At 71.5% G+C, this 26,396-nt stretch carries 27 protein-coding genes and 1 pseudogene; 12 read left to right on the plus strand and 16 right to left on the minus strand.

The features are described from left to right. Positions 1 to 42: 42 nt before the first annotated feature. Together ACIQM0_RS13135 and ACIQM0_RS13140 are read right to left on the minus strand one after the other, a co-directional pair. Positions 43 to 240: pseudogene (locus tag ACIQM0_RS13135) on the minus strand (amidohydrolase family protein); the annotation flags it as partial. 60 nt (positions 241 to 300) lie between these two features. Further along, positions 301 to 1,002, minus strand: coding sequence for an FCD domain-containing protein (locus tag ACIQM0_RS13140; protein ID WP_363025286.1), 702 nt, complete (start codon positions 1,000 to 1,002; stop codon positions 301 to 303). 143 nt (positions 1,003 to 1,145) lie between these two features. Between ACIQM0_RS13140 and ACIQM0_RS13145 the strand changes: the two genes are divergently transcribed. Continuing rightward, positions 1,146 to 1,655 carry a gluconokinase gene (locus ACIQM0_RS13145; protein ID WP_363025287.1) on the plus strand — a complete coding sequence of 170 codons (510 nt, stop codon included), beginning with the start codon at positions 1,146 to 1,148 and terminating at the stop codon, positions 1,653 to 1,655. An 11-nt stretch (positions 1,656 to 1,666) separates the two neighbouring features. After that, positions 1,667 to 3,064 (plus strand): GntP family permease, encoded by a 1,398-nt coding sequence (locus ACIQM0_RS13150; RefSeq protein WP_401286021.1) that lies wholly within the window; start codon positions 1,667 to 1,669, stop codon positions 3,062 to 3,064. 41 nt (positions 3,065 to 3,105) lie between these two features. On the opposite strand, the gene ACIQM0_RS13155 is transcribed toward ACIQM0_RS13150, so the two are convergent. Together ACIQM0_RS13155 and ACIQM0_RS13160 are read right to left on the minus strand one after the other, a co-directional pair. Next, on the minus strand, positions 3,106 to 3,795 hold the full coding sequence (locus tag ACIQM0_RS13155; protein WP_401286022.1) for a cytochrome b/b6 domain-containing protein: 690 nt from the start codon (positions 3,793 to 3,795) through the stop codon (positions 3,106 to 3,108). Continuing rightward, the gene (locus ACIQM0_RS13160; protein ID WP_385033575.1) at positions 3,737 to 4,501 is read right to left on the minus strand and encodes a molybdopterin-dependent oxidoreductase; all 765 of its coding nucleotides are present in this window, start codon (positions 4,499 to 4,501) and stop codon (positions 3,737 to 3,739) included. Before ACIQM0_RS13160 ends, ACIQM0_RS13155 begins: the two co-directional genes overlap by 59 nt. Before the next feature lie 110 nt (positions 4,502 to 4,611). Between ACIQM0_RS13160 and ACIQM0_RS13165 the strand changes: the two genes are divergently transcribed. Continuing rightward, entirely contained in the window at positions 4,612 to 5,043 is a 432-nt protein-coding gene (locus ACIQM0_RS13165) for an ASCH domain-containing protein (protein WP_401286023.1), read from the plus strand. A gap of 50 nt (positions 5,044 to 5,093) precedes the next feature. Here ACIQM0_RS13165 and ACIQM0_RS13170 read toward each other — a convergent pair whose 3' ends face one another. Together ACIQM0_RS13170 and ACIQM0_RS13175 are read right to left on the minus strand one after the other, a co-directional pair. After that, entirely contained in the window at positions 5,094 to 6,332 is a 1,239-nt protein-coding gene (locus tag ACIQM0_RS13170) for an aromatic acid exporter family protein (RefSeq protein ID WP_401286024.1), read from the minus strand. 93 nt (positions 6,333 to 6,425) lie between these two features. Further along, complete coding sequence (locus tag ACIQM0_RS13175; protein ID WP_401286025.1) at positions 6,426 to 8,081, minus strand: FAD-binding dehydrogenase; 1,656 nt, start codon at positions 8,079 to 8,081, stop codon at positions 6,426 to 6,428. 218 nt (positions 8,082 to 8,299) lie between these two features. Here ACIQM0_RS13175 and ACIQM0_RS13180 point away from each other — a divergent pair, with 218 nt between their 5' ends. Genes ACIQM0_RS13180 through ACIQM0_RS13195 form a run of 4 tightly spaced genes read left to right on the plus strand, consistent with a single transcriptional unit; the run spans position 8,300 to position 10,483 of the window. Continuing rightward, the gene (locus ACIQM0_RS13180; protein WP_401286026.1) at positions 8,300 to 9,193 is read left to right on the plus strand and encodes a DMT family transporter; all 894 of its coding nucleotides are present in this window, start codon (positions 8,300 to 8,302) and stop codon (positions 9,191 to 9,193) included. A 30-nt stretch (positions 9,194 to 9,223) separates the two neighbouring features. Next, on the plus strand, positions 9,224 to 9,736 hold the full coding sequence (locus ACIQM0_RS13185) for an NUDIX hydrolase (protein WP_401286027.1): 513 nt from the start codon (positions 9,224 to 9,226) through the stop codon (positions 9,734 to 9,736). A gap of 43 nt (positions 9,737 to 9,779) precedes the next feature. Further along, positions 9,780 to 10,175 carry a YidH family protein gene (locus tag ACIQM0_RS13190; protein ID WP_401286028.1) on the plus strand — a complete coding sequence of 132 codons (396 nt, stop codon included), beginning with the start codon at positions 9,780 to 9,782 and terminating at the stop codon, positions 10,173 to 10,175. After that, entirely contained in the window at positions 10,172 to 10,483 is a 312-nt protein-coding gene (locus ACIQM0_RS13195; protein ID WP_401286029.1) for a DUF202 domain-containing protein, read from the plus strand. The genes ACIQM0_RS13190 and ACIQM0_RS13195 overlap by 4 nt, the downstream gene beginning before the upstream one ends. 58 nt (positions 10,484 to 10,541) lie before the next feature. On the opposite strand, the gene ACIQM0_RS13200 is transcribed toward ACIQM0_RS13195, so the two are convergent. Beyond that, complete coding sequence (locus tag ACIQM0_RS13200; RefSeq protein ID WP_401286030.1) at positions 10,542 to 11,477, minus strand: NADP-dependent oxidoreductase; 936 nt, start codon at positions 11,475 to 11,477, stop codon at positions 10,542 to 10,544. A gap of 78 nt (positions 11,478 to 11,555) precedes the next feature. Continuing rightward, positions 11,556 to 12,845 carry a glucarate dehydratase family protein gene (locus ACIQM0_RS13205; RefSeq protein ID WP_401286031.1) on the minus strand — a complete coding sequence of 430 codons (1,290 nt, stop codon included), beginning with the start codon at positions 12,843 to 12,845 and terminating at the stop codon, positions 11,556 to 11,558. A gap of 155 nt (positions 12,846 to 13,000) precedes the next feature. On the opposite strand from ACIQM0_RS13205, the gene ACIQM0_RS13210 reads away from it, so the two are divergent. Both ACIQM0_RS13210 and ACIQM0_RS13215 read left to right on the plus strand, forming a co-directional pair. Then, complete coding sequence (locus ACIQM0_RS13210; protein WP_401286032.1) at positions 13,001 to 14,023, plus strand: phosphotransferase family protein; 1,023 nt, start codon at positions 13,001 to 13,003, stop codon at positions 14,021 to 14,023. Positions 14,024 to 14,031: 8 nt separating this feature from the next. Beyond that, positions 14,032 to 15,246, plus strand: a complete 1,215-nt coding sequence (locus ACIQM0_RS13215) for an acyl-CoA dehydrogenase family protein (RefSeq protein ID WP_401286033.1) — start codon at positions 14,032 to 14,034, stop codon at positions 15,244 to 15,246. A 49-nt stretch (positions 15,247 to 15,295) separates the two neighbouring features. Here ACIQM0_RS13215 and ACIQM0_RS13220 read toward each other — a convergent pair whose 3' ends face one another. The 4 genes from ACIQM0_RS13220 to ACIQM0_RS13235 form a co-directional block, all read right to left on the minus strand. Next, positions 15,296 to 15,460 (minus strand): hypothetical protein, encoded by a 165-nt coding sequence (locus ACIQM0_RS13220; protein WP_363025315.1) that lies wholly within the window; start codon positions 15,458 to 15,460, stop codon positions 15,296 to 15,298. 446 nt (positions 15,461 to 15,906) lie between these two features. Beyond that, positions 15,907 to 16,500, minus strand: coding sequence for a TetR/AcrR family transcriptional regulator (locus ACIQM0_RS13225; protein ID WP_123468809.1), 594 nt, complete (start codon positions 16,498 to 16,500; stop codon positions 15,907 to 15,909). Between the two features lie 38 nt (positions 16,501 to 16,538). Next, positions 16,539 to 18,197 (minus strand): class I adenylate-forming enzyme family protein, encoded by a 1,659-nt coding sequence (locus ACIQM0_RS13230; protein WP_401286034.1) that lies wholly within the window; start codon positions 18,195 to 18,197, stop codon positions 16,539 to 16,541. Next, on the minus strand, positions 18,194 to 18,958 hold the full coding sequence (locus ACIQM0_RS13235; RefSeq protein WP_401286035.1) for an SDR family oxidoreductase: 765 nt from the start codon (positions 18,956 to 18,958) through the stop codon (positions 18,194 to 18,196). Before ACIQM0_RS13235 ends, ACIQM0_RS13230 begins: the two co-directional genes overlap by 4 nt. 184 nt (positions 18,959 to 19,142) lie before the next feature. Here ACIQM0_RS13235 and ACIQM0_RS13240 point away from each other — a divergent pair, with 184 nt between their 5' ends. Further along, on the plus strand, positions 19,143 to 20,432 hold the full coding sequence (locus ACIQM0_RS13240) for an exo-beta-N-acetylmuramidase NamZ domain-containing protein (RefSeq protein ID WP_401286036.1): 1,290 nt from the start codon (positions 19,143 to 19,145) through the stop codon (positions 20,430 to 20,432). A gap of 51 nt (positions 20,433 to 20,483) precedes the next feature. Here the strand turns inward: ACIQM0_RS13240 and ACIQM0_RS13245 are convergent, their stop codons facing one another. Beyond that, on the minus strand, positions 20,484 to 23,330 hold the full coding sequence (locus ACIQM0_RS13245) for a penicillin acylase family protein (protein WP_401286037.1): 2,847 nt from the start codon (positions 23,328 to 23,330) through the stop codon (positions 20,484 to 20,486). Positions 23,331 to 23,561: 231 nt separating this feature from the next. Here ACIQM0_RS13245 and ACIQM0_RS13250 point away from each other — a divergent pair, with 231 nt between their 5' ends. Continuing rightward, entirely contained in the window at positions 23,562 to 24,173 is a 612-nt protein-coding gene (locus ACIQM0_RS13250) for a hypothetical protein (RefSeq protein ID WP_401286038.1), read from the plus strand. A 78-nt stretch (positions 24,174 to 24,251) separates the two neighbouring features. Here ACIQM0_RS13250 and soxR read toward each other — a convergent pair whose 3' ends face one another. Then, on the minus strand, positions 24,252 to 24,734 hold the full coding sequence (soxR, locus tag ACIQM0_RS13255) for a redox-sensitive transcriptional activator SoxR (RefSeq protein WP_401286039.1): 483 nt from the start codon (positions 24,732 to 24,734) through the stop codon (positions 24,252 to 24,254). Positions 24,735 to 24,877: 143 nt separating this feature from the next. Between soxR and ACIQM0_RS13260 the strand changes: the two genes are divergently transcribed. After that, positions 24,878 to 25,339 (plus strand): MaoC family dehydratase, encoded by a 462-nt coding sequence (locus ACIQM0_RS13260; RefSeq protein ID WP_362956430.1) that lies wholly within the window; start codon positions 24,878 to 24,880, stop codon positions 25,337 to 25,339. A gap of 21 nt (positions 25,340 to 25,360) precedes the next feature. On the opposite strand, the gene ACIQM0_RS13265 is transcribed toward ACIQM0_RS13260, so the two are convergent. Together ACIQM0_RS13265 and ACIQM0_RS13270 are read right to left on the minus strand one after the other, a co-directional pair. Continuing rightward, positions 25,361 to 25,984, minus strand: coding sequence for a TetR/AcrR family transcriptional regulator (locus ACIQM0_RS13265; RefSeq protein ID WP_401286040.1), 624 nt, complete (start codon positions 25,982 to 25,984; stop codon positions 25,361 to 25,363). An 83-nt stretch (positions 25,985 to 26,067) separates the two neighbouring features. Then, a complete protein-coding gene (locus ACIQM0_RS13270) occupies positions 26,068 to 26,358 on the minus strand; it encodes a YiaA/YiaB family inner membrane protein (RefSeq protein WP_207316538.1) in 291 nt (96 codons plus the stop codon). Between the last annotated feature and the right edge of the window lie 38 nt (positions 26,359 to 26,396).

Below are 26,396 nucleotides of genomic sequence, written 5' to 3' on the forward strand. Positions count from 1 at the left end.
CCTCCGCGTGGCGGCGCGGAGGGATGCCGGGGGTCAGTCCCCGAGCGGCTGGATGTTGGCCGTGGCCCCGAGGGCGCGGAAGCGGGGGAAGTCGTCGGGGTGGACGATCTGGAGATGGGCGAGGTGCGGGCGGGTGCCGGTGTGCCCGTTGGCGGTGCGGGCGGCCTCGACGGCGTCCAGCGCCTGGCGGACCGCGCGGTCGCCCAGCGCGTGGAAGTGGGTCCGGAAGCCGGCTGCGTCCCCGCGCCGCGCGGCTGCAGCACGTAAGGCCGTAGGAACGGCAGGCCGAGGGCGGTCGGATCAGGGGGCGAGCACGTCGAGTTCGTGCAGGGCGCCCACCGCGATCTCCTTCGTCAGCCGCTCCGCCTCCGCGGCGTCGCCCTCGCGCACCGCTTCGGCGAGCCGGACATGGAGGGTGACGGCCGCCGGGTCGGGGTCCTCGAACATCACCTGGTGGTGGGTGCGCCCCGCCAGGACTTCGGCGACGACGTCGCCCAGGCGCGCGAACATCTCGTTGCCGGAGGCGTTGAGCACGATCCGGTGGAAGGCGATGTCGTGTTCGAGGTACCCCTCCAGCTGCTGGCCGCGCGAGGTGGCGACCATGCCGAGGGCCCGTTCGGTGAGCTGCGCGCACTGTTCCGGGGTGGCGTGGCGGGCGGCGAGCGAGGCGGCGACGGGCTCGATCGCCGAGCGAAGGACCGTCAGTGAGCGCAGCTGGCGCGGGCGGTCGGCGCCGGCCAGCCGCCACCGGATGACCTGCGGGTCGTAGACGTTCCACTCCTCGGCGGGCCGTACGGTCACGCCGACCCGGCGCCGGGACTCGACCAGGTGCATGGACTCCAGGACGCGGATCACTTCCCGTACGACCGTGCGCGAGACGTCGAATCGCTGGGCCAGTTCATCAGTACGCAGCACCTGACGGGGCAGGTGTTCACCCGCTGCGATCTCCAGACCGAGGGTGTCCAGCACATGTGTATGCAGCCCCTGGCCCTGTGTGGTCATGAGCACAAGAGTACGGGGACCCTCAGGGAACATTAAGTACGACTTTTACGTCACAGCATCTTGAATAAGTCGTACGTATAGGTTTCAGTAGCGCGACGGACCGATGTCGAGGACGACATCGAAGAGAACAGCGAGGCACCGTAATGAGCACCCCCCACGTCGTCGTGGTGATGGGCGTGGCAGGGACCGGCAAGACCACGATCGGTCCCCTGCTCGCCGCCGCACTCGGCGTTCCCTACGCCGAGGGCGACGACTTCCATCCCCCCGCGAACATCGCCAAGATGTCGGCCGGAACCCCGCTGGAGGATGCCGACCGGTGGCCCTGGCTCGACGCGATCGGGCAGTGGGCACACGGCCGGGCCGGGCTCGGCGGCGTGGTCAGCAGCTCCGCGCTGAAGCGGGTCTACCGCGACCGGCTGCGCGGCGAGGCCCCCGGTGCCCTGTTCCTGCATCTGACCGGCGAGCGGTCCCTGATCGAGGAACGGATGGCGGACCGCAAGGGCCACTTCATGCCGACCGCGCTCCTCGACTCGCAGTTCGCCACCCTCCAGCCCCTTGAGGACGACGAGGCCGGCGTCGCCGTGGACGTGTCCGGCACCCCCGAAGAGATAACCCAGCGAGCCGTCGCGGCACTGCGCCGGCTGGACAGCTAAGGATCATCACCGTGACCAGTCTCAGCGTCGAGACGCTGGCAGCGGACGCCGTCGAACCGATCACCTCGGCCGGCAACGCGCAGTTGGGCATCGCCGTACTGGCGGGCATCGCCGTCATCGTCCTGCTCATCACCAAGTTCAAGATGCACGCGTTCCTCGCACTGACCATCGGCTCGCTGGCGCTCGGTTCGTTCGCCGGCGCGGCGCCGGCCAAGACGATCGCGAGCTTCACCGCGGGCCTCGGCTCGACCGTCGCGGGCGTCGGCGTCCTGATCGCGCTCGGCGCGATCCTGGGCAAGCTCCTCGCGGACTCCGGCGGCGCGGACCAGATCGTCGACACCATCCTCGCGCGGGCGAGCGGCCGGGCCATGCCCTGGGCGATGGTCCTGATCGCCTCGATCATCGGCCTGCCGCTGTTCTTCGAGGTCGGGATCGTGCTGATGATCCCGGTGGTGCTGCTCGTCGCCAAGCGCGGCAACTACTCCCTGATGCGGATCGGGATCCCGGCGCTGGCCGGCCTCTCCGTGATGCACGGACTCATTCCCCCGCACCCCGGCCCGCTGGTCGCGATCGACGCGCTCGACGCCAACCTGGGCGTCACGCTGGCCCTCGGTGTGCTGGTCGCGATCCCGACGGTGATCCTCGCCGGTCCGGTCTTCTCCCGCTACGCCGCCCGCTGGGTGGACATCGAGGCGCCGGAGAATATGATCCCGCAGCGCCCGTCCGAGGACCTGGACCGCCGGCCCGGCTTCGGTGCCACGCTGGCCACGATTCTGCTGCCCGTCGTCCTCATGCTGATCAAGGCACTGGTCGACATCGTGGTGGACGACCCCGAGCAGGGTGTCCAGCGGGTCACCGATGTGATCGGCTCCCCGCTGATCGCGCTCCTCGCCGCCGTCGTCGTCGGCATGTTCACGCTGGGCCGGGCGGCCGGGTTCACCAAGGGCCGGCTCGCCACCACCGTCGAGAAGTCCCTCGCCCCGATCGCGGGCGTGCTGCTGATCGTGGGCGCGGGCGGCGGGTTCAAGCAGACCCTCATCGACGCCGGTGTCGGCCGGATGATCCTGGAGTTCTCCGAGAACTGGTCGATACCCGCCCTGCTGCTCGGCTGGCTGATCGCCGTGGGGATCCGGCTCGCGACCGGCTCCGCGACCGTGGCGACCATCTCGGCCGCCGGTCTGGTCGCCCCGCTGGCGGCCGACATGTCGACGTCGCACGCCGCGCTGCTGGTCCTCGCCGTCGGCGCGGGTTCGCTCTTCTTCAGCCATGTCAACGACGCCGGGTTCTGGCTGGTGAAGGAGTACTTCGGGATGGACGTCGGCCAGACGGTGAAGACCTGGTCGGTGATGGAGACCATCATCTCGGTGGTCTCGCTGGTCTTCATCCTGCTGCTGTCGCTGATCCTCTAGGCATGTTCAGCAGACCGGAAGGCCGGTGACCGGATCGTCGGTCACCGGTCTTCCGGCGGTTCGGCCGGGTCCGCGGGGATCCGCCACAGCGCGTGCTCCCGACGGGCCCAACGCCGCTCGACCGACCCGGTGCGCATGCCGCGGCGCGCCTCCGGGTCGGCGTACGCCATCGCGATGTGGCCGCCCAGCACGATGCCGATCGCCAGCGCCAGCCAGTCGTGGACGAACGTGGCGCCGGTCCGCCACATCAGCGGGGCCAGCCCGGTGAACCACATCAGCAGCCCGGTGCCGGCCATCACCAGCACCGCACCCGCGATCCAGGCCGCGTAGAGCTTCTGCCCGGCGTTGAACTTCCCGGCGGGCCTGGAGCCGGGCCGGTGGTCGCGGCGGCGCACGGCCCGCAGCCACTTCCGGTCGTGCGGTCCGAACCGGTTGAGCCGCGAGACGTCCCCCCGCACGGCCCGCGAGAACAGCCCCGCCAGCAGCGGTACGGGGATCAGCAGCCCGGACCACTCGTGCACGGTGACCACCAGATGGCGGCGCCCGACGAGTTCGGCGAGCTGCGGCACGTACAGGCAGGCGGCCGTGGCCACGCAGAGCAGCATCAGTGCCGCCGTGCCGCGGTGCACCCAGCGCACCGGCCGGCCGAACCGCCGTACCCGGCCGGGCACCTCAGGTCGTGGGGGCGTCGTCACGGCCGTTGGACCGGCCGACCCAGGCGTCGACGTCATATCCGAGCTCCTCCCAGTAACCGGGGCGTACGGAGTCCGTGACGGTGATCCCGGAGAGCCATTTCGCCGACTTGTAGAAGTACATCGGGGCCACGTAGAGCCGGACCGGGCCGCCGTGGGAGTGGGACACCGGCCGGTCCTGCATGCGCAGTGCGACCAGTACGTCGGCGCGGCGGGCCTGGGCGAGGGTGAGGCTCTCGCTGTAGGTGCCGTCGAAGCAGGTGAAGCGGATCGCCTTCGCCCCCGGCCGGACACCCGCCGCGTCCAGCAGTGCCGAGAGCCGTACGCCCTCGAACGGGGTCTCGGGCACCCGCCATCCGGTCACGCACTGCACGTCGCGGACCATCCGGGTCTGCGGCAGCGCCTTCAGGGCGTCCAGGGTGTAGGTGGCCGGGCGGTCGACCAGCCCGTCGACGGTCAGCCGGTAGTCGGCCGCGCCCTTCGACGGTACGGACGAGGCCACGGAGTAGTACCGGAAGCCGCCGCCGTTGGGCAGCAGCCCGGTCAGCCCGGTGGGGTCCTTGTCGGCGAGCGCGCCCAGACCCGATTCCATGGTCCGTTGCAGGACCGGGGCGGCGACGAGCCCGGCGGCGCCGAGGCCGAGCATCGTCAGGACCAGGCGGCGGCCGACGGGGGCGCCGACCGCGTCGGGATCAGGGCCCGGCTCCGCCGGTTCGGGTCCGGCGCCGGGAGGGGGACTGTTCACTCCTCGATTCGAGCACTCCGGGGCGCCGGATGCCAGGGGCGGCGGCGGTCCGTCACCGGCCCGTCAGATTCTCCCGGTCACGGGCGGACCGCGGATGCCAGACTTGCGCCATGCCGAACCGTGAAGCGCTCAAGCCCTTCCTCCTGGTCTTCCCGGGACCGCTGCGCGATCAGCTGGTCGCCGCGGTGCTCGACGGCCGGAAGGTGTCGACGACCGGACTGCTCGTGGAGTACGAGGCGGAGCAGGAGGAGCCGCCCCCGGTGGGTGAGCGGTCGGCGCTGATCGATTCGGACGGCCGGGAGATCGCGGTCCTGGAGGTGACGGAGGTACGGATCCTGCGCCTCGGGGACGTGGACCTCCAGCATGTGCTGGACGAGGGCGAGGGCGACACGTCGGTCGCGCAGTGGCGGGCCGGCCACGAGCGGTTCTGGCACAGCGACGAGATGCGGGAGGGGCTCGGCGACCCGGAGTTCACGGTCGACGACGACACCCTGGTCGTCGCCGAACGCTTCCGGGTCGTGGAGCTGATCGCCCCGGCCTGAGCGGGAGGACGGGGCGGCGGGCGGACAGCGCGGCGGGGCCGGGCGGTTCCTCACCTTCCGCCCGCGGCGGCCTGCGCCTGGTTCGCGCGCCGGACGAGGTCCAGCCGCCGCCTGAGCGCGAGCAGGCGGGGATGGCGCTCGTGCATCTCTCCCGAGCGGCGGTCGAGCTCCTTGCCGAGGCGCTCCGTGCGCTTCTCGATGTCGAGCTCGTCCAGAATGCGGTCGACCTCGGCGAGCAGCGCTCCGTGGAGCTGCCATTTCCTGGGGTGGTCCTGGACCGCCGCCAGCAGCAGGTCCGCCACCTGGTCCCGGGTGGCGCGGCTGACGGTGAGCGCGTCGGCCAACCGTGCCTCCGCGCCTTCCGCGCTCGCGGCGACCGGGGTGGTGATCAGCATCGAGAAGCTCTCGACGGCGTCCGCCAGCTGCCCGAACAGTTCCGTGAGCCCGGAGGCCACATCGGCGGGGAAGAGGGGTTCGTCGACCCGGTCCTTGGCCAGGTCGGTCAGCGTCCTGGCCAGCACCCGGAGCACCACGGCGCAGATCTCCAGGGTGTCCAGACCGGTGCGCAGCACGACGCGGTAGAGCAGCCCCTGCCGGACCCGCGGGTTGAGCATGAGGCTCTCCTCGGCCTGCCGCAGCGAGGCGTCCACGGCCACGATGTCGTGGTCGATGCGGCGGGCCCGGTGCAGCCGCTCGGCCGCCTGGTCGACGGTGACCCGGCCGCCCAGGTCACCGCCCAGGTCGCGGAGCATCTCCCCCATCTCGCGGGCGAGGCCGTCGATCGACGCCCCCGCCGACTGGACCCAGACGGGCGGGGCGAACAGCAGGTTGAACAGCAGGCCCACGCCCGCGCCGATCAGGGTTTCGAACACGCGCTCCCAGGCGGTGTCGGCGACCTGCGCGACACCGAGCACCAGCATGGCGCTGATCGCCACCTCGGGGACGAACTCGTTCACCCGGACCAGCCGGCCGATGATCAGTGAGGTGAAGATCGTCAGTCCGAGGCTCCACCAGGTCAGTCCGACCAGGGAGCTGAATCCGCTCGCGATGAGCACCCCGACGACCACGGCGTTCACCCGCCGGATCCCGGTGGTGAGCGTGGCGTACAGGGTGACCTGGACGACGAGCAGCGCGGTGAGCGGAGCGGTCAGCGGGGCGGGCTGGGACAGGGTCGACGTCGCCACGACATAGGCGATCACCGCGGCACCCGTGGAACGCAGGGTCTGGACGCGCACGGATTCGGTGGTGCGCCGGACGAGGTCGATCACGGGTTCGGCTACTGCTGGCATCTCCTTCCTCTGCCCGCATCCGGTGCCCCCGTACGGTTTCCGGCCCCGAACCCCACCGGACGGACGCGTGATCCCCGCCCGTGATCGATACGGCTATCCGACCGCTTCCGCCGCGGCCCGGCCCGCCGCCCGGCCGGAGAAGAGGCAGCCGCCGAGGAACGTGCCCTCCAGCGAGCGGTAGCCGTGCACCCCGCCGCCGCCGAAACCGGCCGCCTCGCCGGCCGCGTACACCCCGGCCAGCGGGGTGCCGTCGGCGGTGAGCACCCGGGAGGACAGGTCCGTCTCCAGGCCGCCGAGCGACTTGCGGGTCAGGATGTTCAGCCGGACGGCGATCAGCGGCCCGGCCTTGGGGTCGAGGATGCGGTGCGGTGCGGCCGTACGGATCAGCTTGTCGCCCAGGTAGGTGCGGGCGCCCCGGATCGCGGTGATCTGGAGGTCCTTGGTGAAGGGGTTGGCGATCTCGCGGTCGCGGGCGGTGATCTCGCGGCGCAGTTCGGCCTCGTCGATGAGTGAGTCACCGGTGAGCGCGTTCATGCCGCGGACCAGCGCGCCGAGGTCGTTCTCGACGACGAAGTCCGCCCCGTTGTCCATGAACGCCTTCACCGGAGCGGGTACGTCCGCGCGTGCCCGGCCGATCACGCCGCGGACGGACTTGCCGGTCAGGTCGGGGTTCTGCTCGGAGCCGGAGAGCGCGAACTCCTTGCCGATGATCCTCTGGTCGAGCACGAACCAGGTGTAACCGTGGCCGCTGCGCATGATGTGGTCGAGGGTGCCGAGAGTGTCGAAGCCGGGGAAGAGCGGGACGGGCAGCCGCTTGCCGCGGGCGTCCAGCCAGAGCGAGGACGGTCCCGGCAGGATGCGGATGCCGTGCCTGGCCCAGATCGGGTTCCAGTTCTCGATGCCCTCGGTGTAGTGCCACATCCGGTCGCGGTTGATGTGGTGGGCGCCCGCCTCCTCGGTGATGCCGAGCATCAGCCCGTCCACATGGGCGGGTACGCCGGAGAGCATCTTGGCGGGCGGGGTGCCGAGCCGCTCCGGCCACTGCGCGCGCACGAGGTCGTGGTTGCCGCCGATGCCGCCGGAGGTGACGATCACCGCCTGGGCCCTGAGCTCGAAGTCGCCGGCCGTCTCCCGGCTGCTCGCGGTCCCGCGGGCCGCGCCGCTCGGCTCCAGGATCTCGCCGCTCACGGTGTCGACGGTGCCCCCGGTGCGGCCGAGAGCGGTGACCCGGTGGCGGAAGCAGAAGGTGACGAGGCCCTTGGCGACGCCCTCGCGCACCCGGCGCTCGAACGGGGCGACGATACCGGGGCCGGTGCCCCAGGTGATGTGGAAGCGGGGGACGGAGTTGCCGTGGCCGTTCGCGTCGTAGCCGCCGCGCTCGGCCCAGCCGACGACGGGGAAGAACCGCACTCCCCGCTCGTGCAGCCAGGAGCGCTTCTCACCGGCGGCGAAGTCGACGTAGGCCTCGGCCCACTTCTTCGGCCAGTGGTCCTCCTCGCGGTCGAAGCCCGCCGTGCCCAGCCAGTCCTGGAGCGCCAGCTCGTGGCTGTCCTTGATCCGCATCCGGCGCTGTTCGGGCGAGTCGACCAGGAAGAGGCCGCCGAAGGACCAGTGCGCCTGGCCGCCGAGCGACTGCTCGGGCTCCTGGTCGAGCAGGATCACCGAGCGGCCCGCGTCGACCAGCTCGGCCGTGGCGACCAGCCCGGCCAGTCCTGCCCCGATCACGATCACATCAGCGTCGTACGCCATGGGTTCCATCCTTGTCGGGGCGGTCCGGACCGGGTCCGGCGGAAGGACCGCACATCACCCGTGCGGCGCCTCGCGAAGTTACTGGTGCGTCAGATCTTCGGTACCGGCCGCCCCGGCGTCAACCGCCCGGTCGGCGGTACTCCGGCCGCACCGGTGGAGTCCAGGCGTTATCGTCGAAACAATTCACTCTCTTCCGGCCTGACTTGGGGTAGAGAAGCGTGTCGGTGCTGGTTCTCGTACTCGCCGTGGGCGCGGCCTGCTGTCTGGGGTTCGGCTTCGTGCTGCAGCAGGCCGCCGCCAGCCACGCCCCCAGGAGCGACTACCTGTCGTTCCGGCTGCTGCTGGACCTGATGCGGGTACGGAGCTGGCTGGCCGGTATCGGCCTGATGGTCTGCGGCATGGTGCTGGGCGCGCTGGCCCTGGGCAAGGGCGAGGTCTCCGTCGTCGAGCCGCTCCTGGCCACCAATCTGCTCTTCGCGATGACCCTGTCCCGCCACCGCACCGGCCAGCGGCTGGGCCGGCAGGGCTGGGCCGGGCTCTGGCTGCTGGCGTGCGGGGTCGCGGCGTTCCTGGTGGCGGGCGAGCCCAAGGGCGGCACGGCGGTGTCGAGCCCGCTGCGGCACTGGCTGGTCATCGGCGTGGTGGCGGGCATCGCCCTGGCGCTCACCATGTTCGCCGCGCGCTCGCGGGCGACGGCGGCCCCGGCGCTCCTCGCGGTGGCGGCCGGACTGCTCTACGGGCTCCAGGACGCCCTGACCAGGGTCAGCGGCCAGCTCATCGGGGACAACGGCTGGGCGGCACTGGTGATGAACTGGCAGCCGTACGCGGTGCTGGTGCTGGGCGTGACGGGCCTGCTCCTGGTGCAGAGCGCGTTCGAGACCGGTCCGCTGCGGATGTCGCTGCCCGCGCTGACCGCGGCCCAGCCGCTGGCCGGGATCGCCTGCGGCATCGGGTTCCTCGGCGACCAGGTGCGCACCGACACCGGCGCGCTGGCCTGGCAGGCGGCCGGGCTCGCGGCGATCGTGGTCGGGATCGTGCTGCTGGGGCTGCATCCAGCGATGCCGGAGGGGCCGGTGGGCGGGCGGCGCACCAAGACCCTCGAACCGCGCTGAGGCGCCCGCCCCTGCTGTTGGATGAGGCGCATGACACCTTCTGACGAGATCCTGGACATCGTCGACGAGAACGACGAGGTGGTCGGGCAGGCCACGCGCGGCGAGGCGACCGCGCGCGGCCTGCGCCACCGCTGCGCGTTCATCGAGGCCAGGGACGCCGGCGGCCGGATCTTCGTGCACCGCAGGACCGCCACCAAGCTGGTCTTCCCCTCCCACTACGACATGTTCGTCGGTGGGGTGGTCGGCACGGGCGAGACCTACGACGAGGCGGCCCTGCGGGAGGCCGAGGAGGAGCTGGGTGTCACGGGCCTCCCCCGGCCCGAGCCGCTCTTCAAGTTCCTCTACGACGGCGACGGGCACAGCTGGTGGTCGTACGTGTACCAGGTGCGGTGCGAGCTGCCGGTGAAGCCGCAGGCGGAAGAGGTCGCCTGGCACACCTTCCTCACCGACGAGGAGCTGGAGCGGCGGCTCGGCGACTGGCCGTGGGTGCCGGACGGTCTTGAGGCCCACCGGCGGCTGCGGGCGTTCCGTGAGGCGTCCTGAACCGCCCCGCAGCGCGCACCGAAGCGGCAGATAAGGTCCGGACGTGAACGAATTCGTACAGAGCCTTCGGCTGTGGTTCGCGCCGCAGCGGATCCGCGAAGAGGGCGACACCCCCGATTACCGCTTCTCGCTCGCCAACGAGCGGACCTTCCTCGCCTGGATCCGGACGGCTCTCGCGCTGATCGGCGGCGGATTCGCGGTCGATCAGTTCCTGCCGGGGCTCTCCTGGGGGATCCGGGCCGGTCTGGCGCTGGCGCTGCTCGCGGCCGGTGTGCTGTGTGCCCTGCGGGCGGTCAACCACTGGGTGCGCTGCGAGCGGGCCATGCGGCGGGGCGAGGACCTGCCGGTCTCCCGGTTCCCGACGCTGCTGGGTCTCGCGGTCGCCGTCGTCGCCGTCACGATGGTGGTGGTGGTCCTCTTCGGCTGGGAGGGGCGGTGAGCGCCGCTGAGCGCGATCCCGGCCTGCAGCCGGAACGGACCAGGCTGGCCTGGCGCCGCACCACGCTCTCCTGCACGGTGGTGGCACTGCTGGCGGGCAAGCAGGCGCTGCACGGCGGGGCGGGCCCGGCGGGGATCATCGCGCTGTCGCTGAGCGTGCTCGCCTGGCTGGGCTTCCTGCGGGTGGCGAACCGCCGGGTGCAGGGCATGGGCACCGCCCGTCCCCGGCAGCTCGGGGCGCGCGAGGCCCTGACGGCGGCGGCGTGCACCATCGCGCTGGCCGTGTTCGCGGCGGCCATGCTCTTCTGAGGGGCTGCCCTTCCGGGGCCTCGGAGCGCACCCGGTGGAGCCCCGGCGGCCGGTCCCGTCAGCCGTCCCAGTCCACGGTGACGACGATCTTGCCGCGGGTGCGCCCCTGCTCGTTGAGCCGGTGGGCCTCCGCGGCCTCCGCCAGCGGGAAGACCCGGTCGACGTGGACCGTGACGATGCCCCGCTCGGCCAGTTCCGCCAGGTGCGCCAGATCCTTGGCATCGGGCCGTACGAAGGCGTACCTGCCGCCGTACGAGAAGACCTCGGCGTCCGTGATCGAGGTCAGCCGCCCGTCCGGTGCGAGCGTCTGCGCGGACACCCGCAGGGCCTCCCCGCCCACGGTGTCGAAGGCGGCGTCGATCCCGTCCGGGGCCAGGGCCCGCAGCCGGTCGGCGAGCCCGTCCCCGTACTCCACCGGTTCCGCGCCGAGCTGCCGCAGGTGCTCGTGGTTGTGGGCGCTCGCGGTCCCGATGACCCGGCAGCCCGCGTGGCGGGCGAGCTGGACGGCCAGCGAGCCGACACCGCCCGCCGCCGCGTGGACGAGGACCGTGTCACCGCTGCGGATCCGCAGGGACCGGTGGAGCACCTGGTACGCGGTGAGGCCGGCCAGCGGCAGTCCCGCGGCCTCCTCGAAGCTCAGGCTCAGCGGTTTGCGGGCGAGGGTGCGCACCGGGGCGGCGACGTACTCGGCGAAGGTGCCGCGGCTGAGGAAGTCCTCCCGCACGTACCCGATGACCTCGTCGCCGACGGCGAACTCGTCCACGGCCGCGCCGGGCTGCACGACGACCCCGGACACGTCCCAGCCGGGGATCACGGGGAAGACCGCGTCGAGCACGGAGTCCAGATTCCCCTGCCGCGCCTGCCGGTCCACCGGGTTGACCGCGGCGGCCCGCACCTTCACCAGGACGGTGTCGGGGCCCACCTTGGGATCGGGCCGCTCGCCGTACTCCATGACGTCGGCCCCGCCGTACGCGCTGTAGCTGATCGCCTTCATCCTTCGACCATCCGCGCGGGCCGGGAGCGGCGCAACTCATGCCGCGGCGGCCCCGCCCGCCCGCCCGGCGCGCGGCTCTCACCAGCGCGGGATCGAGGGCGTCGCCCACCCCGGCTCCGCCTTGCGCATCGCGGCGGCGTCGTCGCGCTCGCGCATCGTGCCGTCGTCGTCGAGCCAGCGGCGGTGCAGTGCGGCCAGGCGCTCCCGGTCGAGCTCGACCCCGAGCCCCGGCGCGTCGGAGACGGTGAGCCGGCCGTCCTCGAAGACATGGCGGGTGGTGATCACGTCCTCGGTCTGCCAGGGGTAGTGGCTGTCGCAGGCGTAGTCGAGGTTGGGGACGGTGGCCGCGACCTGCGTCATCGCGGCGAGGCTGATCCCGAGGTGGGTGTTGGAGTGCATGGAGAGCCCGACGCCGAAGGTGCGGCAGATCCCGGCCAGTTCACGGGTGCGGTGCAGTCCGCCCCAGTAGTGGTGGTCGGAGAGGATGACCTGGACGGCGTCCCTGGCGAAGGCCTCGGGGACCTCGGCGAGCGTGGTGACGCACATGTTGGTGGCCAGCGGTACGTCGGTGCCTGCCGCGACGGCGGCCATCAGCTCCGTGCCGCTCGCCGGGTCCTCCAGGTATTCGAGTACGCCCCTGAGCTGCTCGGCGACGTACAGCGAGGTCCCGACGGACCAGGCGCCGTTGGGGTCGAGGCGCAGCGGCCGGCCCGGGAACGCCTCGGCCAGCGCGCGGACCGCGGCGATCTCCTCGTCGGGCGGGAAGACGCCGCCCTTCAGCTTGAAGGAGGAGAAGCCGTAGTCGCGGGCGAAGCGCCGCGCCTGGGCGACGACCCCGGCCGGGTCGACCGCGGCTCCCCAGTCGTCCCGCTCGCCGCCCTCGGGGTGCTCCGCCCAGCGGTAGAAGAGGTAGGCGCTGTACTCGACGGTGTCGCGGACCTTGCCGCCGAGCAGTGCGTGCACGGGCAGCCCGAGGGACTTGCCCAGCGCGTCCAGGCAGGCCACCTCGAAGCCGGACACCACCGAGAGCCGCAGCTTGTCCGCGGTCTGGACGCCGCGCAGCCCGCCCGCGTCGACCCGCTCGTCGGCGGCGCGTGAGTCCGCGCACACCTCGTCGGCGAGGGCGAAGAGGCCGTTCAGATCGCTGACCGGGCGCCCGACCAGGGCGGTGGCGAGCGGCTCCGCCAGTTCGAGGTACTTGCCGTCGCCGTACGTCTCCCCGATACCGGTCACTCCGCCGCGTGTGACGACCTCCACGACGAGGCGCGGGGTGTACGGCTGGTGGACGCCCTGGGTGTTGAGGAGCGGCGGGTCGGCAATGAGGATCGGGGTCAGCCGGACTGCGTCGATCAACAATGCTGTATCCATACGTGAACTCTATTCAGAGATACGACTGAACACCAGAGGTCCGGCAGCCGTTCGGGCTGGACCGGCCCCATCCGGTTCCGGGAGTTCACTGGACGACATACCGACTGGTCGGCATCATGAACACCGACCGTTCATTCACCCCGGAGGTGCGCACGATGAGCCCAGTCCACCCGCCAGGTCTCGACCTCGACCGGTTGCGCGGACATCTCGACCGCGAACGGCCGGGGCTGGTGAACGGACCGCTCGACGCCCGGCTCATCGAGGGCGGCCGGTCGAACCTGACCTATGTCGTCACGGACGGCACCGGCCGCTGGGTGGTCCGCCGGCCGCCGCTGGGTCATGTGCTGGCCACCGCGCACGACATGAAGCGCGAGCACCGGGTGATCAGCGCACTGCACCCGACGGCCGTCCCGGTCCCCGAACCGCTGCTGCTCTGCGAGGACGACTCCGTCATCGGCTCGCCGTTCTACGTCATGGAGTACGTCGAGGGCACCCCGTACCGCACGGCCGAGGAGCTCGCCCCGCTCGGCGCGGAGCGCACCCGCGAGGCCGTGCTCGGTCTGGTGGACACCCTCGTCGAGCTGCACGCCGTGGACCCGGCGGCCGTCGGGCTGGGCGACTTCGGACGCCCCGAGGGCTTCCTCGACCGGCAGCTGCGCCGCTGGGGCAAGCAGCTGGACGCCTCCCGCAACCGCGAACTGCCCGGCATCGACGAGCTGCACGCGGCGCTCGGCCGCGAACTGCCCGTCTCCCCGGCCCCGACGGTGGTGCACGGCGACTACCGCCTGGACAACGTCCTGATCGGCCCCGACGACCGGATCAGGGCCGTACTCGACTGGGAGATGTCGACGCTCGGCGACCCGCTGACCGACCTCGGCCTGCTGGTGATGTACAGCTCCGACCTCGGCCTGCCCGCCTCACCGGTCTCCACCACCAGCGGCGCGGCCGGCCACCCCTCCCCCGCCGAACTGATCGAGCGCTATGCCGCACGCTCCGGCCGGGACACCTCCGCCATCTCCTGGTACACGGCGTTCGCCTGGTTCAAGCTCGCCGTGATCCTGGAGGGCATCCACTACCGCTACACGCTGGGCCAGACCGTCGGCGGCGGCTTCGACCGCATCGGCGATCTCGTCCCCGTCTTCATCGCGCACGGCCTCACCACCCTCCAGGAAGGCTGATCAACCCCATGGACTTCGCATTCGACGCCCGTACCGAAGAGCTGCGCGCCAGGCTGCTCACCTTCATGGACGAGCACGTCCACCCGGCCGAACGGACCGCGGAGGAGCAGCGGGAGCTGCTCGCGTCGCCGTGGGACACCCCGCGGATCGTGGAGGACCTGAAGGCCGAGGCGCGCAGGCAGGGGCTGTGGAACCTCTTCCTGCCGGACGCCGAGTACGGCGCCGGGCTGACCAATCTCCAGTACGCCCCGCTGGCCGAGATCCTGGGCCGCTCACCGCAGTTGGCGCCGACCGCGCTGAACTGCGCGGCGCCGGACACCGGGAACATGGAGGTGCTCGCCCAGTTCGGCACCGACGAGCAGAAGAAGCGGTGGCTGGAGCCACTGCTCGCCGGTGAGATCCGGTCCGCGTTCGCGATGACGGAGCCGGAGGTGGCGTCATCGGACGCGACCAACATCGAGACGCGGATCGCCCGGGACGGCGAGGACTACGTCATCAATGGCCGCAAGTGGTACATCTCCGGGGCGATGAACCCGGACTGCAGGATCTTCATCGTGATGGGCAAGACCGACCCGGACGGCGAGGACATCCGCCGGCAGCAGTCGCAGATCCTCGTCCCGCGCGACACCCCGGGTCTGACCGTGAAGCGCGCCATGAAGGTGTACGGCTACGAGGACCACTCCCACGGCGGCCATGCCGAGGTGGTCTTCGACGACGTGCGGGTGCCCGCGACGAACCTGGTCGGCGAGGAGGGCGGCGGTTTCGCCATCGCCCAGGCGCGGCTGGGACCGGGCCGCATCCACCACTGCATGCGGCTGATCGGCATGGCCGAGCGCGCCATCGAGCTGATGTGCCGGCGCGCGGTGTCCCGCGACGCCTTCGGCAAGCCGCTCGCCCAGCAGGGCGTGGTGCAGAACTGGATCGCGGACGCCCGGGTCACGGTGGAGCAGCTGCGGCTGCTGGTGCTGAAGACGGCCTGGCTGATGGACACGGTGGGCAACCGCGGTGCGCACACCGAGATCCAGTCCATCAAGATCGCCACCCCGCGTGCGGTGGTCGCCATCCTCGACCAGGCGGTCCAGCTGCACGGTGCGGGCGGCGTCAGCCAGGACTTCCCGCTGGCCGAACTGTGGGCGGCGGCGCGGACGCTGCGCCTGGCGGACGGCCCGGACGAGGTGCACCAGCGGTCGCTGGCGCGGCGCGAGATCAAGAAGTACCTGTAAGGACCGTACGGGCGGGCCCGCACTCCGGTACGGGCCCGTCCGGCGTCCGTCAGTAGCCGCCGTACGGTACGTGGTCGGCGAGCGCCAGTTCGCGGGCGAAGGCCCGCACCCGCAGCAGGCAGCGCGCGAGGAGACGGACGCCGCGGGGCCGGTGCGGCCCGTAGGCCACGGTCCACAGGGCGGGGACACGGGACGAAGCCTGGATGTGCGCCATGTATCCAGCTTCACCCCGACCTCATGGCCGGTCCAACAGATGGATCGGCCGGCCGCGATCGATACGGTGGACGGACGGAGATACGTCAGCTCCGCGTTCCAGCGTCGCGGCGACCTCCTCACGGCTGAACGCGTGGCGTCGCGTCGCCGCTGAGCCGCTGGATCTCGGTGTCGTTCTTCCGCCGCGGCAGCGGGTCCGGACTCGCCGGCCTCCGGGGTCGCCGCTCGACGACGGCACCGCCGCCGGGGAGGCCCGCCCTGCGTTCGTCCGTCCGCCGGCTTTCCAGGGCCTGTATGGGGTTGTCACGCGGAAGGAGGAGCGGGGCTGGGTGCGTGCGGTCGCAAGGCGCCGGAGCGCCCTTGTAGCGGAGCTGCCAGGGCGCTCCGGCAACGCCGCGAGCGTGCGTGCCCAGCCCCGTGACGCCGCGGGACAACCCCATACAGGCCCTAAGGGCGCAGGGCGCGCAGCAGCAGGTCGGCGAGGTGGTCGGCGACCTCCTGCTGGGTGAGCGGGCCGTCCGGCCGGTACCAGGTGGACAGGTGGTGGACCGAGCCGAAGTGGTAGTCGACGATCAGGTCCGCCGGGGTGGCCGTGGAGAACACCCCGCTGCGCTGCCCCTCTTCCACCAGGGCCCGGAAGCGCTCGTGGTAGCGGCGCCGCTCCATCCGTACCTGCTTGTTCTTCTCGGGGCTCAGATGGTGCATCGAGCGGAAGAAGATCGAGGCGTCGTCGAGGTTCTCGATGGTGGTGACGACCACGTCGGCCGCGGCGTCACGCAGCCGCTGCTCGACGGGCGCGTCGGCGTCCGCGAAGGCGTCGAGGCGCTCCTGCTGGAGCCGCAGGACCCGGGCGTAGACCTCCTGGAGGAGATCCTCCTTGGAGCCGAAGTAGTGGTAGAGCGCGCCCTTGGTGACACCGGCCGCCTCGACGATCTCCTGGACCGAGGTGCGGTCGTAGCCCTGCTCGGCGAAGAGCCGGGTGGCGGCGGCGAGCAGCCGCTGGGGAACGGGGGTACCGCTCCCGTCCGTCGCCTTGGCCATAGCCGCCACCTTCCTTCCGTGCGGTGCGTGAACCGGTTCTAGCGGGGTGAACGCAGTTCCCGCCTCAGGATCTTCCCACTAGCCGTCTTGGGAAGTTCGGTCAGGATCTCGACTTCGCGCGGGTACTTGTACGCGGCGAGCCGTTCCTTGCAGTACGCACCCAATTCGTCCGGTTCCACCGCGGAGCCGGGCCGCAGGCTGACGTAGGCGCGGACCGTTTCGCCCCGGTAGGCGTCGGGGACACCCACGACGGCGGCCTCGCGGACGGCGGGATGGGTGTAGAGGACGTCCTCGACCTCGCGCGGCCAGACCTTGAAGCCGGAGGCGTTGATCATGTCCTTCTTGCGGTCGACGACGTAGAGCCAGCCCTCGCGGTCCATGAAGCCGATGTCGCCGGTGCGCAGTTCGCCGTCCGGGAAGGCGGCGGCGGTGGCCTCGGGCAGCCGCCAGTAGCCGGAGACCACCTGCGGGCCGCGCACCGCTATCTCGCCCTGTTCGCCGAAGGGCACGTCCGCGCCGTTCTCGTCGATGATCCGCACGACCGTGTCCGGACCGGGCACGCCGACCGAGAGGGTGCCGGAGACCGGGTCCACCGGGGCCTCGCGCTCGGGCGGTACGGAGGCGCAGGGCGCGGTGCACTCGGTGAGGCCGTAGCCGTTGCGGATGTACGGGCCGAAGCCGGTCCGGAACTTCTCGACGAGTGCGGGCGGCAGCGGCGCGCCGCCGGAGGAGATCACCTGGAAGGAGGCGAAGTGCTCGGGCGTGACGCCGGGGGTGGCGGCGAGCGCCATGAAGGCGGTCGAGGGGCCGACGGTGTAGGCGGGGCGGTGCTCGGCGAAGGCGTCGAGGACCACGCCGGGGTGGAAGCGGTACGCGAGGACGAGGGTGCCGGCGTTGGTGAGGCAGGGGGCCAGCTGGCACACCATGCCGGTGATGTGGAAGAGCGGGGCGAGGGCGAAGTAGGAGGAGCCCTCCGCGACGGGGTGGCCGGTGCGCTGGCGCTCGGCGTTGACCATGATGTTGCCGTGGGAGTTCATGGCGCCCTTGGGGGTGCCGCTGGTCCCGGAGGTGTAGCTGATCAGCGCCACGTCGGCGGCGGTGGGCTCGCGGCCCGCGGGGGCGGCGAGGCCCTGCCGGGCGACGGTGACCAGATCGTCGGCGTCGGCGGCGTCGGGCAGCCGGTCGAAGTTGAGCACCCGCTCGTCGTTCTCCGTCTGGAAGTCCAGCTCGCAGGCCGTGACGGCGATCCGGACGGCCGGGGCGGCTGCCGCGGTGTCCCGCAGGTAGGCCTCCCAGGCCCGGTCCGAGCAGATCAGCGCGGTGACCTCGGCGTCCTTCAGCACATGGCCGACCTCGCCGGACTTGTACATCGGGTTGAGGGGGACGACGGTCGCCCCGGCCTTCCAGGCGCCCAGCAGCGCGAGGACGAACTGCGGCGAGTTCTGCAGCATGATCGCGACCCGGTCGCCGCGCTCCAGCCCCCGGGCGGCGAGGTGGCCGGCCACGGAGTCGGAGAGCTCGTCGGTCTCGCGGTAGGTGAGGCGGCCGTCGAAGTAGGCGAGCGCGGGGTGTCCGGGGGTGCGGGCGACGGAGTCCCGGAAGGCGTGCACCAGGGTCTCGGCGGGGTGGACGGGGGCCCGCTGGGCCTCGCTGAGCAGCGGGAGCCAGGGCTTCGCCGCGTAGATCGACTCGGTCATGCGCCGGTCGCCTCCCACTTGCGCTGAAGGTGGTTCATGCTGCCGAGCCACTGGTCGGTGTCCTTGGCACGGGCCCGGTAGTACCCGGCGACCTCCGGGTGCGGCAGGACGAGGAAGCGGTCCTGCGCCATGGCCGCGAAGAGCGCGTCGGCGACCTCCTCCGGCTCGATGGCGCTGGGGGCGAGCACGAGCTCCCCGGCCGATCCGGCGGCGGTCAGCATGTCCGTACGGACGCCCTGCGGGCAGATCGCGTGGACCTTGACGCCGCGGTGGCCGTAGGTGAGGGCGAGCCATTCGGCGAAGGCGACCACGCCGTGCTTGGTGACGCTGTACGGCGCCGCGCCGATCATCGTGAGCAGTCCGGCGGCCGAGGCGGTGGAGACGAACCTGCCGCTGCCGCGCTCCAGCCAGTCCGGGAGCAGCGCCCTGGCCGCGCGGACGTGGGCCATCACATTGACGTCCCAGGCGGCGGCCCAGACCTCCTCGTCGGCGAAGACGTCACCGGGCGAGGCCAGGCCCGCGTTGGCGCAGTAGACGTCGACCGTGCCGTCCAGGGCGTCCCGGGCGGCGTCGACGATCCGTGAGGCGTCACCGGCCACGGCGACGGCGCCGATCTCCTCGGCGAGGGCCTTGATCCTGGACTCGTCGAGGTCGTTGACCACGACCCGTGCGCCCTCGGCGGCGAATCTGCGGGCCAGCGCGGCGCCGATGCCGCCCCCGGCTCCCGTGACCACTACACCCGCGCCCTGCACCGTACTCATCGGTCCCGCCTCTCTCAGCCGACTGCACCAGCAGACTAACCAGTCGGTATGTCGTCGCGGAAGGGGCTGGCGCGACTCATGCGTCACTCCTGTCACATCCGTCCCGTCGCGCTCGTTCCCTGCGGCCCGTGCGCGCGCTAGCGTGCGTGACCATGACAGATGTCGCGATCATGGAGGTAGCCCAATGAGCCTGACCAGACGTGGTTTGCTGGCCGCCGGCGGTGCCGTCGGAGCCCTCGCGGCAACGGCCGTGTCGGCCGGACCCGCGGCCGCCGGTGCGCCGCACGGAAAAGGACACGGGCACGGGGGCGGCGGCGGGCACCGCGAGCTGCTCACCGGCTTCGACCGGCTCTCGGCGGACGGCTACGCGCTGCTCAAGGGCCGCCGGGTCGGCATCGTCACCAACCCGACCGGGGTCACCTCCGACGTCCGGCACATCGTCGATGTGATGCACGCGGACCGGCGGGTGAACCTGACCGCCGTCTTCGGCCCGGAGCACGGCTTCCGCGGCACCGCGCAGGCGGGCGGCTCCGAGGGCCGGTACGACGACCCGGCGACCGGCCTGCCGGTCTACGACACGTACCTCAAGAGCGGGCAGCCGCTGGCCGACGTGTTCACGGCGTCCGGCGTCGACACGGTCGTGTTCGACATCCAGGACGCGGGCGCCCGCTTCTACACGTACATCTGGACGCTCTACGACTGCATGGAGGCGGCGGCCCTCGCGGGCAAGAAGTTCGTCGTCCTGGACCGGCCGAACCCGGTGTCCGGGCGGGCGGCTCTCGGGCCTGTCCTCGATCCGGCCTTCGGCACCTTCGTGGGCCGCCGGGAGATCGCCCAGGCGCACGGCATGACGGTCACCGAACTCGCTCTGCTGTTCAACGGGGAGTTCCTGGCGGACCGTCCGGCCGAGCTGGAGATCGTGAAGATGTCGGGGTGGTCGCGCTCGGACTTCTTCGACGCGAGCGGGCTGCCGTGGGTGCCGCCGAGCCCCAACATGCCGACGCCCGACACCGCGCTGGTCTACTCGGGCACCTGCCTCTTCGAGGGCACGAACCTCTCCGAGGGACGCGGCACCACACGGCCGTTCGAGCTGATCGGCGCGGAGGGGATCGACCACACCTGGGCGGCCGCCGCGAACGCGCTCGACCTGCCCGGAGTGGCCTTCCGTGAGGCGTACTTCGCGCCGTCGTTCTCGAAGTTCGAGGGCAGGACGGTGGGCGGGGTGCAGGTGCACGTCCAGGACCGGGAGGTCTTCGACCCGGTGCGCACCGGGATCGCGCTCCTGATCACGGCGAAGCAGACCTGGAGCGGGTTCGCCTGGCGGCCGGACAACTGGATCGACAAGCTCACCGGCAACACCCGGGTCCGCACGATGATCGACGCGGGTGCGGACACGGACGAGGTCGTGGGGGCGTGGGCGAAGGACCTCGCCGCGTTCCGCTCCGTGCGCAAGCGGTATCTGCAGTACCGGTGAGGCGTGGCCGGGCGGGCCCGTGGAGTGCGGGCCCGCCCGGCGGGGACGCTCCTAGCGGTGCGCCGGGAACTCCACGACCTGCTGGTACGTGGGGCGGTTCTGCCAGTGGATCGCCTTCTGCGCGATCCCGCCCAGTGCCCGGTGGATGATCGAGTCGGTGCACCACTGCTCGCCGGCCTTGCAGGTGCCGTCGGCCGGGTAGACCTCGGCCGCCGGTGCCGCCGCCGCCTGCTTCAGCGAGGACAGCAGCGCCGCGCGGCAGCTGCTCAGATCGCCGTTGCCGCAGTACGTCCTGGCCAGCGGTCCCTTGACCGGCTGCCCCAGCACCTGGCGCAGGTCCTTGTCGGCGAAGCCCCACCAGCCGTACTGGAAGGCCGAACCGCTGTGCGCGCCGCTCGGCCCGTGGCTGGCCGCCGGGGACTCGTCGGTGGCGAGGTTGGCGGTCAGCGCGCCGTACAGGTTGTCGCCGAGCCCCGGCTTGAACTCCGCGTCGATCAGCTTCGGCCACCACGCGTCCATGATCCGTACCGCGTCGGCGTAGGTGTACGCGTGCGAACCCGGGCTGCTCTCCTTGCGCTGGGCGCCCGCCGCCCGCCAGGAGTCCAGCTGCTGGACCACCGCGTTCAGCTCCGGATCGGTGACCGGCTGGGAGCGGATCACCTTCAGCAGTTCGGGCAGCAGCTGCTCACCGCGCAGATCGGTGAGTGCGGCGTCGGCCATCGCCCGGGTGAGGGAGGCGCGGGTCACGCCGCCCTCCTCCACCAGCTTCGACACCCGCTCGTCGAGCAGATCGGCCCGGTGCACCGCGCTGAGCCCGAAGCCCGCGGAGGCGTACCCCTCGGCCTGCTTGTTGTTCCAGGACACGTAGTAGTCCTGGCCGCTGGAGTGCGGGTGCTCGGCGAACGGGGTGTACTCGGCGGTGTTGGCCGCCCGGTCGTACCCCTTCCACTCGTACGCCTTCTCCGCCTTGATCGGCAGCGACGGGTCGACGCCCGGGGCGCGCACCGGGTTCATGCCGCTGTTGTAGTAGGCGGCCGTGCGCGAGTCGGCGTAGAACCAGTTGAACGCGTAGTCGATGTTGCTCGCCGCCTGCTGGAAGGAGGCGGCGTCGGTGACGTACGAGGGGTCGTTGAGCATCTGGAAGCCGATGATCGAGTCGGCCTCGTGCCGGTAGGTGGTGCGCAGCGAGGTGTACGCGACCGGCTTGCCGTCCACCGTGGCGCGGTGGGTGACGACGCCGTAGCCGGTGCGCCACACCTGCATCCGGTAGGAGCCCTTCGCCGTGGAGTCGGCGACGGTCGGGCTCCAGGAGTTGGTGCGCTCCAGCTTCTCCATGGCGGCGCAGTCGCCGTGGTCGAGGTAGTGCGTGGAGTTCTTGGTGGGCGCGGAGCCGTCGGGCTCGCACAGTTCGACGGTGTAGGTGTCGGTGATGTCCTGTCCGGCCGAGGTGGCGCTCCAGGCGTAGTCCTGGCCGCGGCCCATCTGGATGTACATGCCGACACCGGCGAAGGAGACTCCGCGGGCGCTGATGCCGGGGCCCTGGATCTCCTGGAGCATCATCAGCTGCGGGGCGAAGTAGCCGGTCTGCGGGCCGAACACGGCGATCGGGTTCCCGCTCGCGGTGCTCTTGCCCGAGACCAGCAGGGCGTTGGACATGCCGCGCTTCTGGGCGCCGGAGCCGGAGCCGGGGAGCGAGCCCTCCGGGATGACCCCGTCGTCGTAGATGCCCTGGGCCTTCTTGAGCTGGGCCGGGGCCTTGACCGGGGCCTTCGCGTTGGTGCCCGCGGAGCCGGTGCGGTCGTAGATGATCGGCTCGGTGGTGACGGAGCCCGGATCGGGGAGCGCCGTTCCGACGGCCTTGTCGGGCTTGTTCGCGTACGGGAACGAGGTGCCGTCGTGGACGGTCAGCACGGCCTCGGGGTCGTTGCGCTGCCGGAACGACTCCCAGACCTTGGTGCCTTCGGCGACTCCGTACTTCTGCTGGGCGGAGAGCAGCGAGAGCGCCGCCTGTACCTCGCCGCCACCGCCGCCGCCGAACTGGCCGCCGACCACGGAGGCGATCGAGATCAGGTCGGTCAGCTCGAACGGCTGGATCTCACCGACGTTGGTGATGGCGTCGATCTTGCCGGTGAGGACGTACTCGCCGGGGAAGTAGCGGCCCTTCTTCGACTTGTCACGGTAGGAGTTGATGCCGTCCACATAGGCCTGGGCATCCGCCATGGCCTGTTCGCCGCGGGGGCCCTCATGGGTCCTGATGTACTCGACCTGGGCCTGGAGATCGGCCTCCGTGTAGGGGGCCTGCGGCCAGAACTGCTGCTCCAGGCCCTGGTTGGCGAGCGCGCCGCCGGCGAACGAGGTCAGCTGCCCGCGCCCGATGTGGCGGAAGAGGTCCATCAGCCAGAGGCGGTCCTGCCCGGCCGCGAATCCGGCGCCGAACTCGGTGCCGTAGCGGGTGGTGCCCTTGATGTGCGGGACGCCGGACACCTTGTCGCGGGTGATGGTGACGTCGTCGCGGGGCGAGGTGACGGACTCGACCTGGCCCTTCGGGACGCCGAACGAGGCGTCGTTGAAGAAGTCGGTCAGCTTCTGGTCGGTGAGGCCGGTGTGCCCGGCGACCAGCCCGTCGTAGCGGTCGAGCTGGTCGTCGCTGTGCGCGGGATGGGTACCGAACGCCTTGTTGCCGAGGATGTCGACGAGGGTGGCGTTGCCGTTCTCGCCGGGCGGCAGGATGTCGTCGCACTGCCCCTGGCAGTAGTCGTTGACGGGTACGGGATCAGGCTCGGCGGCGCCCGCGTGGGGCGCGGTGGCCAGCAGAGAGGCACCGAGTGCGAGAACGGCCGCGATCGTGGCGGCTCGGAACTTGCCGGTGCGGGCGGAAGTGCCGGTGCGTGGGGGCATGCATGCTCCTCGGAGAGGCCGATGCGCCGGAGGTTACCGGCGGTATGAAGCGCCGGTAAGGTGAACATCGGTCACCTTTTCCGAATCGTCACATGCGGTCGCCTGACGATCGGTCATCTCACCAACTGGACGCCCACACCTTTGGATGGAGCCGATCCGGGCAGTTGTACGTCCATTCAGTGACGCCGCATGTGCGGGCGACGGAGTACGAGCGAGGGAGGTGGCGGAGCAATGGCCGGTTTCCGGAGTCTTGCGAGACAGGTCCGCGATCCGCGGAGCGACCTGGCACTGCGGCGGTACTCGCTGCGCAAGTGTCTGGAGCGCTTCGCCCCTTACGGGCACCGGGCGACCTGGGATCACCTGTGTGCCCGGCACGGAATCGGGCCCGAGGACCGGGCCCCCGATCCGGTGCGCCTCATGCGCGCGCTGGAGGAGCTGGAGACGGCCCGCGCGGTCTGGCTGGGCTACGAGGCGGGGTTCGCCGAGCGCCGCCGGCGGGAGAAGCACGACGGACTGCGCCGGCCGGGCGCGTTCGACGACTGGCACCGGCGCACCTGGGGCGGGAACGGGGTCGCGCGGTGCGACGACCCGGCCGTTCACCCGGCGGCCCCGCTCGCGGAGGTCCTGGCGCGGCTGATCTCCGCCCTGGAGTCGGAGCCGGGCACCGGCTGCCCGGTGTGCGCGCAGGCCCGGATCGCCTGGCGGCAGGACCTGGACCGCGAGCCGCGGTCCGGTCCCGTCTGCACCGGGTGCGGGATCGTGGTGCCGCGGCCCGTGCTCACCCGGGCGGCGCTGGCGAAGGCCCGGCGCACCCGGATGGACGACCTGGCATCGGTGGCCTGAGGAACGGAGCGGCCCGCCCGGCGCCCGACGCGACACGCGGCTGCCGGACGGGCAACACACATACCCGGGGCCACGCCCTCAGCAGCCTCCCGACGCCCTTTTCGTGACCTTGCCCGGCATCAGGCGCGAGCCGCTGATGCGCTCACCGGAGATGTCGTCCGGGTTGGAGAGCACGCAGGTATCCAACGACAGGCAGCCGCAGCCGATGCAGTCGGTGAGGTGGTCGCGCAGCCGCGCCAGCTGTTCGATCCGCTCGTCCAGCTCGGAGCGCCACGCCTCGGAGAGCCGCGCCCAGTCGTCGCGGTTGGGGGTGCGCTCCTCCGGGAGTTCGGCGAGCGCGTCCCGGATGGTGGCGAGCGGGATACCGACCCGCTGCGCCGCACGGACGAAGGCGACCCGGCGCAGCGCGTCCCTGGTGTAGCGGCGCTGGTTGCCACTGGTGCGACGGCTGCCGATCAGGCCCTTGGCCTCGTAGAAGTGCAGGGCCGAAACCGCGGCGCCACTGCGCGCGGAGAGCTGGCCGACCGTGAGTTCATGGAGTGTCTGTGGGATCTGGGGCACTCCTCGAACCCTACGTGCCCGGTTCCCGGCCGGTCCGTCGTTGACAGGAACGCACCCGCGAACCATGCTGAGCAAGCGCTTAGACAGGCACTTGGACACGGCCTGGGACGGATGGCCGGGAGCGGAAGGCAGGGACCAGGAACATGGCAGAGCCGAGGATCTTCACGTCCGCGCAGGAGCTGCGTGACGGAGTGGGCGAGCAGCTGGGGCACAGCGACTGGCTGGAGATCGAGCAGAAGAGGATCGACCTCTTCGCGGACGCCACCGGCGACCACCAGTGGATCCATGTGGACCCGGAGCGCGCCGCGACGGGACCGTTCGGCACCACGATCGCGCACGGCTACCTGACGCTCTCGCTGCTGCCGGCGCTCGTGCCGCAGGTCATGCGGGTCGAGGGCATGAAGATGGGCATCAACTACGGGACCAACAAGGTCCGCTTCCCCTCCACGGTGCCCGTGGGATCGCGGCTGCGGGCGACGGCCGTCCTGAAGAGCGTCGAGGAGGCGGGCGGCGGCGTGCAGGTCACCGCGGTCGTCACCGTGGAGCGCGAGGGCGGCGACAAGCCCGCCTGCGTGGCCGAGTCGGTGTCGCGGTACTACTTCTGACCGCTCCCGGGGGCGACCGCGTCAGCGTTCGGCCCCGACCATGCGCAGCACGAGGTCGGCGTACAGCTCGCCGACCTCGTCCGGCGTCCGGCTGCCCTGGGCGTTGAACCACCGCGCCACGTCGATGCAGAGCGAGAGCACGGCGAGTGTGGTGCCCGGCACGTCGGGGACGTCGAACTCCCCCGCCGCCACGCCCTCGCCGATGATCCGGCGCACCACCGCGTCGCTCCGGCGGCGGAGTTCGATGATCTCGGTGCGGTGCTCCGGGCCGAGGGCGTCGAGCTCGTACTGCACCACGCGTGCGGTGGTGTGCCGTTCGGCATGCCACCGGACGAAGGACCGCACGGCGCGGGCGAGTCGCTCGGCGGCCGTGCCCTCGCTGTCGGCCGCCGCCTCCAGGACGGACAGGGCGCGGTCGTGACCGATCCTGCTGATCCGGTGGAGCAGCTCTTCCTTCGTCTTGTAGTGGATGTAGAGCGCGGCTGGGCTCATTCCGGCGCGGCCCGCGATGTCCCGGGTGGTGGTCGCGTGGTACCCGCGCTCGGCGAAGGCGTCGACGGCGGCGACGAGGAGCCGCCGGGCGGCCTCGGGCGTCACTTCGGCCCACGGCGTGTTCTCGCCGTCGGTCTCCTGCGCCGTGCTCATCGTCAGTCGCCCCTCTCAGTCAGCAGGACGAACACCATACCCCGATCCTGAGCAAGCGCTTAGGGGTCCGGTGGCTGAGATCGTCAGAGCTTCTGGAAGGGGTCGTGCTCGGCGAGGATCTTCTCCAGCCTGGCCTGGTCGACCCGGCTGACCAGCTGCCCCGCCTCCTGCCGGTCCCTGATGACCTTGGCCAGGGTGAAGCAGGACGTGACCAGATAGAGGACGCCGATGGCGAGAAACCCACGCACCCAGGCGTCCGCGTCGAGGAAGTAGATCCCGAGGGCCACCGCGCCCATCGCCACCCCGAAGGATGCGACGGCCTGCCCGTAGAAGGCGGCGGTGCCCTGCTGCTTGACCGATGTCGTCTCACTCATGCCGCTCAGCATCCGGCGGCCCGGCGCGCACCGCATCC

The organism is Streptomyces sp. NPDC091387 (genome assembly GCF_044756945.1).
GTDB lineage: Bacteria > Actinomycetota > Actinomycetes > Streptomycetales > Streptomycetaceae > Streptomyces.

What these genes read in the sequence shown, in the direction of transcription:
- ACIQM0_RS13185 (WP_401286027.1), top strand. Translation starts at nt 9,224, where the DNA reads ATGACACCTTCTGACGAGATCCTGGACATCGTCGACGAGAACGACGAG.
- ACIQM0_RS13235 (WP_401286035.1), bottom strand. Translation starts at nt 18,958, where the DNA reads ATGAGTACGGTGCAGGGCGCGGGTGTAGTGGTCACGGGAGCCGGGGGC.
- ACIQM0_RS13205 (WP_401286031.1), bottom strand. Translation starts at nt 12,845, where the DNA reads ATGGATACAGCATTGTTGATCGACGCAGTCCGGCTGACCCCGATCCTC.
- ACIQM0_RS13215 (WP_401286033.1), top strand. Translation starts at nt 14,032, where the DNA reads ATGGACTTCGCATTCGACGCCCGTACCGAAGAGCTGCGCGCCAGGCTG.
- ACIQM0_RS13155 (WP_401286022.1), bottom strand. Translation starts at nt 3,795, where the DNA reads ATGACGTCGACGCCTGGGTCGGCCGGTCCAACGGCCGTGACGACGCCC.
- ACIQM0_RS13270 (WP_207316538.1), bottom strand. Translation starts at nt 26,358, where the DNA reads ATGAGTGAGACGACATCGGTCAAGCAGCAGGGCACCGCCGCCTTCTAC.
- ACIQM0_RS13240 (WP_401286036.1), top strand. Translation starts at nt 19,143, where the DNA reads ATGAGCCTGACCAGACGTGGTTTGCTGGCCGCCGGCGGTGCCGTCGGA.
- ACIQM0_RS13225 (WP_123468809.1), bottom strand. Translation starts at nt 16,500, where the DNA reads ATGGCCAAGGCGACGGACGGGAGCGGTACCCCCGTTCCCCAGCGGCTG.
- ACIQM0_RS13250 (WP_401286038.1), top strand. Translation starts at nt 23,562, where the DNA reads ATGGCCGGTTTCCGGAGTCTTGCGAGACAGGTCCGCGATCCGCGGAGC.
- ACIQM0_RS13165 (WP_401286023.1), top strand. Translation starts at nt 4,612, where the DNA reads ATGCCGAACCGTGAAGCGCTCAAGCCCTTCCTCCTGGTCTTCCCGGGA.
- ACIQM0_RS13200 (WP_401286030.1), bottom strand. Translation starts at nt 11,477, where the DNA reads ATGAAGGCGATCAGCTACAGCGCGTACGGCGGGGCCGACGTCATGGAG.
- ACIQM0_RS13230 (WP_401286034.1), bottom strand. Translation starts at nt 18,197, where the DNA reads ATGACCGAGTCGATCTACGCGGCGAAGCCCTGGCTCCCGCTGCTCAGC.
- ACIQM0_RS13170 (WP_401286024.1), bottom strand. Translation starts at nt 6,332, where the DNA reads ATGCCAGCAGTAGCCGAACCCGTGATCGACCTCGTCCGGCGCACCACC.
- ACIQM0_RS13145 (WP_363025287.1), top strand. Translation starts at nt 1,146, where the DNA reads ATGAGCACCCCCCACGTCGTCGTGGTGATGGGCGTGGCAGGGACCGGC.
- ACIQM0_RS13260 (WP_362956430.1), top strand. Translation starts at nt 24,878, where the DNA reads ATGGCAGAGCCGAGGATCTTCACGTCCGCGCAGGAGCTGCGTGACGGA.
- ACIQM0_RS13140 (WP_363025286.1), bottom strand. Translation starts at nt 1,002, where the DNA reads ATGACCACACAGGGCCAGGGGCTGCATACACATGTGCTGGACACCCTC.
- ACIQM0_RS13210 (WP_401286032.1), top strand. Translation starts at nt 13,001, where the DNA reads ATGAGCCCAGTCCACCCGCCAGGTCTCGACCTCGACCGGTTGCGCGGA.
- ACIQM0_RS13245 (WP_401286037.1), bottom strand. Translation starts at nt 23,330, where the DNA reads ATGCCCCCACGCACCGGCACTTCCGCCCGCACCGGCAAGTTCCGAGCC.
- ACIQM0_RS13265 (WP_401286040.1), bottom strand. Translation starts at nt 25,984, where the DNA reads ATGAGCACGGCGCAGGAGACCGACGGCGAGAACACGCCGTGGGCCGAA.
- ACIQM0_RS13175 (WP_401286025.1), bottom strand. Translation starts at nt 8,081, where the DNA reads ATGGCGTACGACGCTGATGTGATCGTGATCGGGGCAGGACTGGCCGGG.
- ACIQM0_RS13220 (WP_363025315.1), bottom strand. Translation starts at nt 15,460, where the DNA reads ATGGCGCACATCCAGGCTTCGTCCCGTGTCCCCGCCCTGTGGACCGTG.